General features: G+C 69.3%; 11 protein-coding genes. 7 read left to right on the forward strand and 4 right to left on the reverse strand.

The window, feature by feature from the left end; genetic code table 11:
- Positions 1-14 precede the first annotated feature (14 nt).
- The 3 genes from ACQPYZ_RS06655 to ACQPYZ_RS06665 all read left to right on the forward strand — a co-directional run bounded on the left by ACQPYZ_RS06655 (position 15) and on the right by ACQPYZ_RS06665 (position 3,377).
- On the forward strand, positions 15-1,394 hold the full coding sequence (locus ACQPYZ_RS06655) for an NAD(P)H-quinone dehydrogenase (protein WP_433166319.1): 1,380 nt from the start codon (positions 15-17) through the stop codon (positions 1,392-1,394).
- 81 nt (positions 1,395-1,475) lie between these two features.
- A complete protein-coding gene (locus ACQPYZ_RS06660; protein WP_433166320.1) occupies positions 1,476-2,402 on the forward strand; it encodes a hypothetical protein in 927 nt (308 codons plus the stop codon).
- Positions 2,403-2,486: 84 nt separating this feature from the next.
- Positions 2,487-3,377: a hypothetical protein gene (locus tag ACQPYZ_RS06665; RefSeq protein WP_433166322.1), complete on the forward strand. Its 891-nt coding sequence runs from the start codon at positions 2,487-2,489 to the stop codon at positions 3,375-3,377.
- A 77-nt stretch (positions 3,378-3,454) separates the two neighbouring features.
- Here the strand turns inward: ACQPYZ_RS06665 and ACQPYZ_RS06670 are convergent, their stop codons facing one another.
- Entirely contained in the window at positions 3,455-4,291 is an 837-nt protein-coding gene (locus ACQPYZ_RS06670; protein ID WP_433166323.1) for a hypothetical protein, read from the reverse strand.
- Between the two features lie 178 nt (positions 4,292-4,469).
- On the opposite strand from ACQPYZ_RS06670, the gene ACQPYZ_RS06675 reads away from it, so the two are divergent.
- From ACQPYZ_RS06675 to ACQPYZ_RS06685, 3 genes are all read left to right on the forward strand, one after another.
- The gene (locus tag ACQPYZ_RS06675; protein WP_433166324.1) at positions 4,470-6,053 is read left to right on the forward strand and encodes an N-acetylmuramoyl-L-alanine amidase; all 1,584 of its coding nucleotides are present in this window, start codon (positions 4,470-4,472) and stop codon (positions 6,051-6,053) included.
- The gene (locus tag ACQPYZ_RS06680; RefSeq protein ID WP_433166325.1) at positions 6,050-7,267 is read left to right on the forward strand and encodes a SpoIID/LytB domain-containing protein; all 1,218 of its coding nucleotides are present in this window, start codon (positions 6,050-6,052) and stop codon (positions 7,265-7,267) included. The genes ACQPYZ_RS06675 and ACQPYZ_RS06680 overlap by 4 nt, the downstream gene beginning before the upstream one ends.
- Positions 7,268-7,344: 77 nt before the next feature.
- Positions 7,345-8,496 (forward strand): glycoside hydrolase family 76 protein, encoded by a 1,152-nt coding sequence (locus tag ACQPYZ_RS06685; protein ID WP_433166327.1) that lies wholly within the window; start codon positions 7,345-7,347, stop codon positions 8,494-8,496.
- A gap of 57 nt (positions 8,497-8,553) precedes the next feature.
- On the opposite strand, the gene ACQPYZ_RS06690 is transcribed toward ACQPYZ_RS06685, so the two are convergent.
- Positions 8,554-9,405, reverse strand: coding sequence for a peptidylprolyl isomerase (locus tag ACQPYZ_RS06690; RefSeq protein WP_433166328.1), 852 nt, complete (start codon positions 9,403-9,405; stop codon positions 8,554-8,556).
- A 274-nt stretch (positions 9,406-9,679) separates the two neighbouring features.
- Between ACQPYZ_RS06690 and ACQPYZ_RS06695 the strand changes: the two genes are divergently transcribed.
- Positions 9,680-10,489, forward strand: coding sequence for a hypothetical protein (locus ACQPYZ_RS06695; RefSeq protein ID WP_433166330.1), 810 nt, complete (start codon positions 9,680-9,682; stop codon positions 10,487-10,489).
- Between the two features lies 1 nt (position 10,490).
- Here the strand turns inward: ACQPYZ_RS06695 and ACQPYZ_RS06700 are convergent, their stop codons facing one another.
- Complete coding sequence (locus ACQPYZ_RS06700; protein ID WP_433166332.1) at positions 10,491-11,135, reverse strand: SMI1/KNR4 family protein; 645 nt, start codon at positions 11,133-11,135, stop codon at positions 10,491-10,493.
- 14 nt (positions 11,136-11,149) lie between these two features.
- On the reverse strand, positions 11,150-12,502 hold the full coding sequence (locus ACQPYZ_RS06705; protein WP_433166334.1) for a serine hydrolase domain-containing protein: 1,353 nt from the start codon (positions 12,500-12,502) through the stop codon (positions 11,150-11,152).
- Between the last annotated feature and the right edge of the window lie 26 nt (positions 12,503-12,528).

Consider the following 12,528-nt stretch of genomic DNA (forward strand, 5'->3'; position numbering starts at 1 on the left):
AAGAATGGCCTCCCGTGGCGCGAGTTGTGATCATCGGTGGCGGTCCGGGCGGGTACGAAGCGGCCAGTGCGGCCGCCCAGTTGGGGGCGGAGGTGACGGTCGTCGATTCCGACGGAATCGGCGGTTCGGCCGTGCTCACCGACTGCGTGCCCAGCAAGACACTCATCGCGACGGCCGAGGTGATGACCGAAGTCGAGGGCGCCGGGCATCTCGGCGTCCGGCTCGAGGACGGGGACGACGATCCGTCGAACTCCGTGCGTGTCGATCTCTCCGTCGTCAACCAACGGGTCAAGCGGCTGGCGGCCGCGCAGTCCAAGGGCATCACCCGGCGGCTGGACGGCGACAAGGTCCGGATCATCGCGGGCCGCGGCCGGCTGGACGGGCCGGAGACGGTGGTCGTCGGCGACGAGCGGCTGGACGCGGACGTCGTCCTGATCGCCACCGGGGCCAGGCCGCGGATCCTGAAGGGCTCCGAGCCGGACGGCGAGCGGATCCTCACCTGGGAGCAGGTCTACGAGCTCGACGAGCTGCCCGAGCGGCTGATCGTGGTCGGGTCCGGTGTCACCGGTGCCGAGTTCGCCAGCGCGTACGACGCTCTCGGCAGCGACGTCGTCCTGGTGTCGTCCCGCGACCGGGTGCTTCCCGGTGAGGACGCCGACGCGGCCGCCGTACTGGAGGACGTGTTCAAGCGGCGCGGGCTGACCGTGCTGGGCAAGTCCCGGGCGGAGTCGGTGAAGCGGCAGGGCGACGGCGTCGTGGTGACCCTGACCGATGGCCGGACGGTGGAGGGTTCGCACGCGCTGCTGGCGGTCGGATCGCTGCCGAACACCGACGACATGGGCCTGGCCGAGTCGGGCGTGTCGCTCGGCGACGGCGGCTTCGTCACCGTCGACCGGGTGTCCCGGACGACGGCCCGCGGCGTCTACGCGGCCGGCGACTGCACCGGCGTACTCATGCTCGCCTCGGTCGCCGCCATGCAGGGCCGGATCGCGATGGCGCACGCCCTCGGCGACGCGGTCGCTCCGCTGGACCAGTCGACCGTGTCCGCGAACGTGTTCACCGCCCCGGAGATCGCCACCGTCGGCGTGTCCCAGGCGGCCGTCGACGCCGGCGACAGTACGGCGATCGAGGTCAAGGTCCTGCTGGCCGACAACGCGCGCGCGAAGATGCAGGGTGTGCAGGACGGTTTCGTGAAGCTGTTCTGCCTGCCGAGCACCGGCATCATCGTCGGCGGTGTCGTGGTCGCCCCGCGGGCCAGCGAGCTCATCCACCCGATCTCCCTGGCGGTCGGCGCCCGGCTGACGGTCGACCAGATGGCCCAGTCCTTCACCGTCTACCCCTCCGTCTCCGGCTCCATCGCCGAAGCCGCCCGCCGCCTCCACCTCCGCCACTGACGCACCTGCCGCAGCTCCGCAGGCGCAGGCCCGCAACTTTTACGGCCGGGACCGTATCAGGCTCAGTGGAGAGGAGAACCCATGAGCCTGAAACGATTCTCCGCCGTGATCGCGGCCGCACTGCTGGCCGGCGCCGCCGCGATCCCGGCGAGCGCGACCCCGCCGAAGCCGGGGCCGCAACTGAAAGCAGGACCGCCGAAGGTGGCGGCCGGTACGGCGGCCAACCCGTGCGGCATGTACGTCGGCGCGTTCGACCCGGCCGGGAACACCGGCGGGGCGGAGGTGGTCGCGACCCGGCCGCCGACCGCGCAGCCGTTCGAGGACCCGGTCAAGCTGTTCCCGGTCAAGGAGAGCTCGACCTGGTACTACAGTGCGGTCACCGCGGAGTCGTGGTGGTACGGCAAAGTGATCAGCGGCAGTGGCCTGTACGCGGCCGAGCTGCGGTGGGACGGCGTCGAGCCGGAGCCGGTGGTCACCTCGAAGCGGATCGGCGGCGGCTGGGACCGGTTCACCCAGATCGAGGAATCCGACGCCTGGTTCGTGAGCAAGCCGCACAGCTACTTCTACGGCCTGCGCGACGACGGCGTGCTGTTCCGCTGGGACACGAACGGCTTCAGGTCACTCGGCTCGTACCCGGGCTTCGCCGCGGTCAAGACGATGACGCTGATCAGCGAGACCGGCACCTACGACACGCTGCTGGCGACCACCCGTGGTGGCGCGCTGTACACGATCCGGATCCCGCTGACGTCACCGATGAAGCCGATCGTGAAGCCGGTCCGGACCCGGACCTGGCAGGGCTTCGAGTCGATCGTCGCGTACAAGTGCGGCAAGCAGGGCACGCTGCTGACGGCCGTCGACCACGACACCGACAGCGCCTACCTGTACGCCGTCGGCCACGCCAACGGCACCGCGACAGTCATCGAGAGCCTCGGCAAGATCCCCACCCCCTTCCCCGGCGTCACCCACTACGCCATGACCGGCGAAGGCGAGGACCTGTTCGGCGAGTGACCTACGGACGATCCTGCGCAACTTTTACGGCCGGGGCCGTATCGAGGTCAGAGAGAGCGAATCCATCCTGAGAGGATCTTTCTGATGAGCTTGATACGAGCCTCGGCCGTCGCGGTTTCCGCGGTACTGCTGGGGACCTCGGCCACTGTTCCGGCGACCGCGGTCAGCACGTCCGCGACCGCCCCCTGCACCATGTCGGTCGGTTCCATCACGCCGGCCGGCAACTTCGGCGGTGCGTCGGTGACGGCCACCACGCCGCCTACTGCCGAGCAGAGCACCGGTAAGCACGTCTTCACGGCCGGCATCACGAAGGCGAGCTCGACCTGGACCAACACCGGCGCCGGCCCGGACGGCAACAGCACGTACTACGGGTCGGTCATCCTGAACGACACCCTGTACTTCGCCGCCGACCACAGCAAGCCGGAGCAGGGATTCGAGCTGACGAAGATCGGGTCCGGGTGGGGCAACTTCACCATGGTCGAGGACGCCTTCTGGCAGGAGAACTTCGGCTCCCCGGTGATGGCGAGCGCCAGGTACGGACTGCTCGGCGGCACCGGTGTGCTCTACCGCTGGATCGACGGGCGCCGTGAGACCGCGAGCGGTTTCGCCTCGGTCAAGGCGATGGCCTTGATCAGCGAGACGAGGAACTACGACACCTTCCTCGCGAACACCCGCGGCGGTGCGCTGTACACCATCCGGATCCCGCGCACCTCACCGCTGAAGCCGATCGTCACCAAGGTCCGGGCCTCCACCTGGCAGACCTTCGAGGCCCTGGTCGCCGATCAGTGCGGGAAGCAGAGCACGCTCCTGACCGCGATCGACAAGGACACCGGCTCGGCGTACCTGTACGCCGTCAGCCACGCCAACGGCACCGCGACCGTCATCAACGGACTCGGCAAGGTGCCCGGCACCTACAAGGACCCCGTCTACTACCACAGCACCGCCGAAGGCCAGCCGCCGCTGAACGGCGACTGAAGCCGTCACGACCGATGGCCCCGGCGACCACTGGTCACCGGGGCCATCTCGTCGTTCAGGTCAGAAAGTTGCCCGGGTCAGAAGTCGCCGCCGAAATCGCCGCCGCCGAAGTCCCAGCCGCCGGAGTCTCCGCCGCCGAAGTCGCCACCGAAGTCGCCGCCGCCGTCACCGCCGTCGCCGCCACCTTCACCGCCGCCCTCGCCGCCGCCGTCGTAACCGCCCGCGTAGTCGCCATAGGCGCCGCCGGCGAACATGCCGCCGAGCATGGTGCCGAGGAACATACCGGTCATCACGCCGCCGAGCGCCCCGAACATGCCCTGGGCGTACGGCGAGTAGGCCGGGCCGGCCTCCCAGTACGGCACCCGCTGCGGGCCGACCATGACCTTGCGGACGTCCGGCTCGGCGCCGGCGCGGACCCGCTCGGCGTCGGCCGCGCAGGCCGGCACCTCACGCGGCGCGCCACCCGGCGGCGCCCAGGTCACGTCCTCGACGGACGGGCCGTGCTGCGGGTTGAAGAAGCAGGACGGGCGACGCTGCGGCAGCGGCTCGCCGTTCACCCGGGCGCGCACACAGGCCGCCGCGTACCGGCCGTCCTCGAGGATCTCGATCACATGCTTGATCTCGTCGGCCTGGGTGACGTTGCCGACCGCCTCCTTGGCCGACTCGTACGCGTCCAGGGCGCGCTGGTAGTCCTGCCGGGCCCCGTCACCGAGGTCCTTGCCGACCATGTCCAGGTCGAGGTCCTGCAGTTCCTCGCCGAACCGGGTGATGTCCTCGTCGGCGGTGCGCTTGACCGACTCGAGCTCGGCGGCGGTGATCTCGTGCTGCTTGCGGTTCTGCACCTGGGTCCGCTTGTACGACCGGTAGGCCAGAACGGCGATCACCACGAGCGCGATGATCAGGATGAGTTCCATGACGGGCCTCTTCTGCCTCTAGGGCTGGTTTCGCAGGGGCTTTCCCCTGAGCCTATCCAATCGCTCAACCCCGGCACGCCACGCAGGGTGACCGTAATCCGCGGAAAGCGGTCACCGAGCGCGCATAATCGATTACCGCCGCCCAGCGACCGTCGTACTCCCGCCGGAAGGCAGTGGCATGCGCAAGACCTCCCGACTCGTGACGCTCGCGGTGACGGGGTTGGCCCTCGCCGCACCACAGGTCGTGCCGGATCTCCAGTCGGTCCCGCCGACGCCCCCACCACCGCCCGCGCCGGCCGAGGCGTCGTACCGGGAAGTGGCGATCGGCGGCCCGTCCGTCGCCGCCGACGCGACGCCGTTCGCGATGGTGGGCGTCACCTGGCCGGGCAGTGTGCGAGGGCCCGTCCGGGCGAAGGTCCGAGTGGAGCGCGCCGGCCAGTGGACCGAGTGGGAGGCGCTGCGGGTCGAGGACGAGCACGGGCCCGATCCGGCTGAACCTGAAGGCACCCGGGCAGGCACCGAGCCGCTGTGGGTCGGCGAGGCGACCGGTGTCCAGGCGACTGCCGTCGACGCGAGTGGTACGACGGTCGCCGACGCCAAGGTCGTGCTGATCCAGCCGGGTGTCCTCCCGGCGGACGCCGATGAGCACTCGGTGCAGACCGCCGAGCCCGAGGCGACCAGTGCGCCGTACCCGATGCCGGCGATGGTGAGCCGGAAGAAGTGGGGCGCGGACGAGCGGCTGCGCAGCCACAACGGGAAGGCGTGCGCGCAACCGAAGTACACGAACACCGTGCTGGCCGCGTTCGTCCACCACACCGCCGACCGCAACGACTACTCCCGCACGCAGGTCCCGGCGATGGTGCGGTCGATGTACACGTACCACGTGAAGAGCCGCGGCTGGTGCGACCTCGGCTACAACTTCCTGGTCGACCGCTTCGGCCGCGTCTTCGAGGGCCGGTACGGCGGTGCGCAGTTGCCGGTGCTCGGCGCGCACACCGGCTCGTTCAACGCGAGCTCGTTCGGCGTCGCGCTGATCGGCAACTTCGAGAAGGTCGCGCCGACGCAGGCGATGCTGGAGAAGACGGCCCGGGTGATCGCCTGGAAGATGGACGCGAACTACCGGTCGCCGCGCAGTGCCGTCGTGCTGGCCGGCAGCACATTGCGTACGGTCTCGGGGCACCGCGACACCAAGGCGACGGCCTGCCCAGGCAACCTGCTGTACAGCAAACTCGCCTGGCTGCGGCAGCGGAGCTTCGTCCTGATGGGCGGCAGCGTCACGACTCCCATCTACCGGTTCGCGCAGCGCGTCGGCTTCCGGAACACCGGCCACCCGTACTGGGGAGAGCACCGGACGAAGACCGGCTGGGCGACGTACTTCGCGACCCGGGACGTCTTCCACTCCGCGCGCACCGGCACGCACTCGACCGTCGGGGTTTTCCGGGCCCGCTACCGCCAGCTCGGCCCGGACACGGTTCTCGGCCTCCCCACCGGCGAGTTCCGCAACGGCCGGGTGGCCGGCACCAAGCTCCAGCCGTTCCGCAACGGAGCCCTGTACTGGTCGAAGGCGATCGGCACCCGGCCGGTGGCGGGCCTGATCTACCGCAAGTACGTCGCTCTCGGCGCCGAGCGGTCGCGGCTCGGTCTCCCGGTCACCGACATGTACACGGTGACCGGCGGACTGCGGCAGAAGTACCAGGGTGGCTGGCTCACCTACAACCAGCAGCGAGGCGTGGTCGACGTCCAGTACCGGAGTGTCCGATGAAGCGTGCCGTCGTGGTCGTCGTCCTCGCGTCCACCCTGATCAGCGCGACCGCGCAGGCCCGGGAGATCGAGCCGCTGGCCGCGGCCGACACGACGATCAGCGGGCGCGGCTTCGGGCACGGTCGCGGGATGTCGCAGTACGGCGCCCAGGGTGCGGCGATCGCCGGCAAGTCGGTGCGGCAGATCCTCGACTTCTACTACCCGGAGACGACGATCGGCAAGGCGACCGGCAGCATCCGGGTCAGGATCACCGCGGACACCACCGACGGCATCCGGGTCGGGGCCGTGAACCGGTTGAAGGTCCGGGACCTGAAGGCCGGCCGGGTCTACACCTTGCCCAAGGCATCGACGCGGAACCAGTGGTCGATCGACCCGTACGGCGACCACGGCACCAAGGTCAGCTCGTTCAACGCGAAGACGCGCAAGTGGACGCTGTGGAAGACGTTCACGGGGATGACGCAGTTCGAGGGTGCCCCGGTGACCGGGCTGGTGCTTCCGAGTGGCGCCGTACGGCGGTATCGCGGAGCTCTCCGGGCCGTCGACGTGTCGGGGGCGCACTTGGACACGGTGAACGTCGTATCGCTCGAGTACTACCTGCGTGGGGTCGTACCGCGAGAGGCCTTGTCCAGTTGGCGTCCGGCGGCGCTGCAGGCCCAGGCCGTTGCCGCGCGCACCTATTCGGTCTTCCACCGGAGCCGGGCCACGCGGCGGGCGTACGACCTGTGCGACACGATCTCCTGCCAGGTGTACGGCGGCTACGACTCCGAGAAGGCGTCGACGAACACCGCGATCGCCGCGACCGCGGGCCAGGTCCGGCTCTACCAGGGGAAGCCGATCATCGCCGAGTTCTCCTCGTCGAACGGCGGCGCGACGGCGAGCGGGCCGATCCCGTACCAGGTGATGAAGCCGGACGGCTGGGACGCGTACCCGGGGAACGGGAATCCGAACGTGACCTGGACGGTGACCCGGACGGCGGCCCAGCTGCAGTCCGCGTTCGACGTCGGGTCGATCCGCAGCCTGCGCGTGCTGAAGCGCAGCGGGGTCGGGCCGGGCGGCGGCCGGACGCTGACGGTGGAGGCGGTCGGGTCCAAGGGCCGGCGGGTGCTGACCGGCGACCAGGTGCGGGGGCGGCTGCGGTTGAAGTCGTCCTGGTTCGCGTTCGTGCCCAGTCCGCTTGATATACCAATCGAGCCCGATCGAACCGCTGGTGGCTGAGGTATTGACGCGTTTCCCCTGCTCCGGTTAGAACGTGACATCGATGTCAACCGCCACCGCCCAGGAGGAGTAGGTCGATGCGCAGGAAATTTGGTATATCAACCAGGATCGCGGCCGGGGTGCTGGCCGTCGCCGTACTCGGGTCTCTCAACGTGACCGCGGCCGACGCCGTGTCCAGCCCGGCGGCGCGCGCCAAGGCGTCGTACGAGGCGATGACCAAGTACTTCGACGCCGGGAAGGGCCTCCTGCTGGAGGAGTACCCGAACACCCACGAGAACCCGTACGCCTACGTCTGGCCGTACTCGCAGGCGGCGATCGCGGCCGAGAACCTCGCCGGCATCCCCGGCGCCGGCCACCAGGCGTCGAAGGAGGCGGACCGCCGGATCGCGGCGTACGAGCCCTACTGGAACGCGACGACCACGCCGAAGGGGTACGACTCCTACGTGCGGCCGCCGCTCGGGCAGGGCGGTGACAAGTTCTACGACGACAACGAGTGGATCGGGCTGCACCTGGTCCAGCACTACAAGCGGACCGGGGACCGCGCGGCGCTGGCGCGCGCGAAGGAGATCTTCGACCTGGTGGTGTACGGCTGGGACACCGATCCGTCGCACCCGTGCGCCGGTGGCGTTTTCTGGACCCAGGCGCCGTGGAGCCAGGACCGCAACACGGTGTCGAACGGTCCGGGCGCGGAGCTCGGCGCGCACCTGTACCTGCTGACGCGCAACAAGTCGTACCTGACCTGGGCGAAGCGGATGTACGAGTGGACCCAGGACTGCATGCTCGCGCCGAACGGTCTCTACTGGGACCACATCGACCTGGCCGGCACCATCGAGAAGACCCAGTGGAGCTACAACCAGGGCGTCATGCTGGGCGCCGGTGTGCTGTTGTACAAGGCAACGGGTGATCGTCGCTACCTGAACGACGCGAAGTCGGTCGCGAACGCGTCACTCGCTTTCTACGCCGAGGACGACCGGCTGTGGAAGCAGCCGACCCGGTTCAACTCGATCTGGTTCAAGAACCTGCTGATCCTCGACTCCGTCGCGCCGGACCACCGGTACAAGAAGACCATGAAGGCGTACGCCGACCGCGCCTGGGACGAGGCCCGCGACCCGGAGACCGGCCTCTACCACTTCGTCGACGGCCCGGTCCAACTCCTCGAACAAGCCGGCATCACCCAGATCCAAGCCCTCCTGGCCTGGCCCCGCTCCCGCTACGCCCTACTGGCCTGACCCAACCAACACGCCCCGTCGCTCCCGCAGGGAGCGACGGGGCGTGCTCTGTTCAGTTCAGGCAGCGGCGCTGGCCGTCTGGATGTTCACCGGGGTGACCGGCGCACCATCCGTGGGCCCGTTCTGCGGAGTGACGCCGGCCTCGGCGACCTTGTCGATCAGCTTCAGGCTCGGCTCGTCGAGCGTCCCGAACGCCGTGTAATCCGGGCTCAGCCCCGACCCGTCGCCGTACACGATGAAGAACTGGCTCCCGTTCGTGTTCGGCCCCGAGTTCGCCATCGCCAGCGTTCCACGCCCGTACTTCAGCGTCGGGAACACCTCGTCCGCGAAGCTGTACCCCGGCCCACCGCTCCCGCTCGCGCTCGGGTCACCGCACTGCAGCACCTGCAACCCCTCGCCGACCGTCATCCGGTGACACTTCGTGTTGTCGAAGTACTTCTGCCCGACCAGGCTGAGGAAGTTCTTCACCGTGCACGGCGCGAGCGCGCTGTCCAACGTCAGCTGGAGATCGCCGATCGACGTGTTCAGGCTGACCTTCGACGTACCCGACGCCTTCGTCTTCCCGTCGGCCGGCGGGTTCACCTTCTTGCTCGCCGCCTCGGCACCCTTCTTGTACGCGCAGTTCACCTCGGCCGGCAGCGCGGTCGCCCGCTTCGGGGCGGGCGCGAGCGCCGTCGGGATGCTCTTCGGCTTGTTGTCCGGCCCGGCACTCGGCGATTCCGCCGTCGGTGTGTCGTCACCGCCGACCCCCACCACCACGAAGACCCCGATCACGACCGCCACCACCGCGGCGATCGCGGTGATCGTAATCGCCACGTTCCGCCGCTGCCGCCGTCGCTCGGCAGCCCGCTCAGCCTGCCGCCGAGCCTTCCGCGCCGCCAGCTGCTGCTGATGGGTCTTCTTGGACATGCAGAACCCTCCTCACCGAAATGCCTGCAGGGAACCTACAGCCCCAACCTGAGAACTGTCTGTTAATCCACCCGAGATCTCGAGGTACGCCTTCGATGTGGCGGGTTCGTAGGGTGTTGGTGTGGATGGGGTTCGCGGTTCGGCGCGGGTGATTCTTGGGGCGGGGTCGGTCGGGGAGGTCCGCGGGTGGTTGGAGCGGCATGTCCGTGCTCGGCTCGGGGTGGGGGTCGGGGCTGTCCTGTTCAGCGGGGGTGACATCGGGGCGGTGTTCGGGGTGCGCCTGACGGATGGGCGCGACGTTGTGGTGAAGGCGTTGCGGAGTGGGGCGGACGAGCGGCGGTTGCAAGGGGTCGTGCGGGCGCAGGAAGCGTTGGCGACCGCGGGGTTCGGGTGTGCTCGGGTGATCGACGGGCCGTCGCGCACGGATGGAGTGTGGGCGGTGGTTGAGGAGCGGCTGGAGGGTGAGTCGAGCGGGAGCCCGCACGATCCACCGGCGCGTACGGCGATGGCCGAAGCGCTCGCGCGGCAGATCGAGATTCTGGACGGGATGGACGGTGCGGATCTGGTCACCGGGCGGCCGGCGTGGGCGGATTGGAGTGGGGGCGCTTGGCCGGAGCCGCATGATCCGGTGTTCGATTTCGGCGACGCCGTACCAGGGTTCGAGTGGGTCGACGAGCTGGCTGACGCGGCCGCGGAAGTCCTGCGGGCCGGGGACGACCTGCCGCGCGTGATCGGGCACAGCGACTGGGTCTGGCAGAACGTCTGCGTACGGGACGGCGTGTTCGTCGCCGGCTACGACTGGGACAGCCTGGTGTACGCACCGGAGCCGGCGGTCGTCGGACTGTGCGCCGGCGCCTTTACCCAAGGCTCCCGGGTGCCGCCTGACGCCCCGACCTCGGTGGAAGTCGCGGCGTTCCTCGACGACTACCACTGCAGCCGACCGTTCTTACCCACAGAACGCGAGCTCGCCGACGCAGCAGCCACCTGGGTCCGCTGCTACAACGCCCGCTGCCAACTCGACAACCACCACCGCCGAGCCCTCCCCCCACCCCCAGGCCCCTTCACCGAGGCACTCCGACGGTGATTCAAGAGTCCAAGTCGACGAGGTTCCACCGGAGGCGTCCGTCATCGACATACGGGTGCCAGGCATGCGGGGTCCAGTACGGCGCAGCCGCGTGGCTACGGCGTCCGTGGTCCTGCAGAGCAGGCTGGTCGAGCGTCAGCGCGTCGGCGACGTCCGCCAACATCTCCGCCACGCTGAACCACCGCGGAAGGTCGAACCCGCTCTCACTGTCGAACTGGCCGACGCAGCCGTACAGATCGCCGTCACGGAGGTCCACGAACAGCTCGACGTCGGTAAAGGCGTCGCCGATCGGAAGGAAGCTGTCCAGCCACGCCGCTGAGGACGTGCCGGCCGGTTGATCGTCGCCCGGCCGGTCGTGGCCGGCGTACACCTGGCGCCACATCTCGCGCCGCCTCAGCATGTCCTCGCACGGCCAGGGCGTGAACAGGACCGGAAGGATGTTGCCGAAGCCGCCGCGGGGCTCGAAGCCGTTGTTGAGGTTGAGCCAGGCAACCAGATCGCTGGGCAGCCGGCGTCCCATGCCGCTACGCACTGCCGCGATGCCGCGGAAGGACGCGGGTGGCTGAAGCGCGTCGTACGCCGAGGGGACGTGTTGCTTCAGCCACTGTGTGATCGTGGTCCAGGACTCCGCTACCGAAGGTTGCACGGCGACATCTTGGGTCAGGGGTGGGTCTTGGTGAAGAGGCGACCGGCGAGGTCTATGCCGGTGATGGTGCCTTCGGGGTTGCGGCTGAAGTAGCCGCGTTGGCCGGTGAGGCCGCCTTCGGTGACGATGTACTCGTCCTCGGCGGGCAGGAAGCCGATCGCGGCGGCGGGGTAGTCCGGCGGCATCTCGGCGTCCGAGGCCGCGCGGATCTCGGGCTTGATGCCGACCGCGAGGGTGAGCCGGGAGCCGTCGGCGGCGATGTCGAGGTTCATCGCGTCGATCTCGTACCGGCCGGCCACCTCCCGCGCGCGGACGTCGTCGTACGGGATCGGCTCCGGGTCGCGGTCGACCAGGCCGAGGTAGTGCTCGAGCGCCCAGCGGACGACCGTCTGGTTGAAGGTGTACCCGTCGGGGCCGGCGTTGGTGAGCGAGACGATCGCGAAGTCCCGCTCGGGTACGACGAGGAGCTCGGCGAACTGCCCGTTGCCCGAGCCGCCGTGGCCGATCGTCCGTACGCCGTCGACCTCGCGCCGGAACCAGCAGATCCCGAACCCGTCGCCGAGCGTGCTGGCCCGCAGCGGGACCGTCTCGTCGCGCATGCCGTGCAGCAGCTCGACCGGCAGCAGACCGTCGCCGGTGCCGAGGTGGAACCTTGCCCAGCGCAACAGATCGCTCGTCGTCGAGACGATGCCTCCGCCGGGGTTGTTGCCGCGTTCACCGGCCCGGTTCGCCTTCCACGGCACGGCCGGCCGCAGCGTCCCGTCCTCGTCACGGTTGTGGCCGACGACGAACTTCCGGACGATCACGTCGTCGAGGTCGTACACGGTGTTCGACAGCTCGAGCGGCTCCAGCAGTAGCGTCGAGACGGCCTTCTCGTACGGCAGTCCGGTCACGTTCTCGATGATCCGGCCGACCAGGTTGTAGCCCGCCTGGCTGTACGACGCGCGCGCACCGGGTGGCGCGATCAGTGGCAACTTGGCGAGGCCGTCGACGAACCCGGCCAGCGAGTCGTCCTCGACGTCCATCAGGTTCCAGTCGAAGCCGGCGGTGTGGTTGAGCAGGTTCATCACGGTGATCTGCCGCGCGACGTCCTCGTCGACCAGCTTCAGCTCCGGGACGTAGCGGCGTACGGGCGCCGTCAGCTCGACCTTCCCCTGCGACACCAGCCGCATCAGCGCGGTCGCGGTGAACGTCTTCGTCACCGACGCGACGTGGAACAGCGTGCGCTCGTCCACCGGTTGCGGATTGTCCGCACTCGTCACGCCGTACGACGCGAACGTCTCTTCTCCAGCGGTCAGCACCCCGACCGCGACCCCGGGGATCCCGAACTCCCGCGCCTTCTCCGCCACGAACTCCTGCAGGTTCATCTCTCGTCCTTCGCTCGACTTGAACT

It is taken from the genome of Kribbella sp. CA-247076 (assembly GCF_050942445.1).
Lineage (GTDB): Bacteria > Actinomycetota > Actinomycetes > Propionibacteriales > Kribbellaceae > Kribbella.

Excerpts from the sequence above, each read along its gene's own strand:
- ACQPYZ_RS06705 (WP_433166334.1), bottom strand. The coding sequence starts at position 12,502 with ATGAACCTGCAGGAGTTCGTGGCGGAGAAGGCGCGGGAGTTCGGGATC.
- ACQPYZ_RS06675 (WP_433166324.1), top strand. The coding sequence starts at position 4,470 with ATGCGCAAGACCTCCCGACTCGTGACGCTCGCGGTGACGGGGTTGGCC.
- ACQPYZ_RS06690 (WP_433166328.1), bottom strand. The coding sequence starts at position 9,405 with ATGTCCAAGAAGACCCATCAGCAGCAGCTGGCGGCGCGGAAGGCTCGG.
- ACQPYZ_RS06685 (WP_433166327.1), top strand. The coding sequence starts at position 7,345 with ATGCGCAGGAAATTTGGTATATCAACCAGGATCGCGGCCGGGGTGCTG.
- ACQPYZ_RS06665 (WP_433166322.1), top strand. The coding sequence starts at position 2,487 with ATGAGCTTGATACGAGCCTCGGCCGTCGCGGTTTCCGCGGTACTGCTG.
- ACQPYZ_RS06670 (WP_433166323.1), bottom strand. The coding sequence starts at position 4,291 with ATGGAACTCATCCTGATCATCGCGCTCGTGGTGATCGCCGTTCTGGCC.
- ACQPYZ_RS06680 (WP_433166325.1), top strand. The coding sequence starts at position 6,050 with ATGAAGCGTGCCGTCGTGGTCGTCGTCCTCGCGTCCACCCTGATCAGC.
- ACQPYZ_RS06660 (WP_433166320.1), top strand. The coding sequence starts at position 1,476 with ATGAGCCTGAAACGATTCTCCGCCGTGATCGCGGCCGCACTGCTGGCC.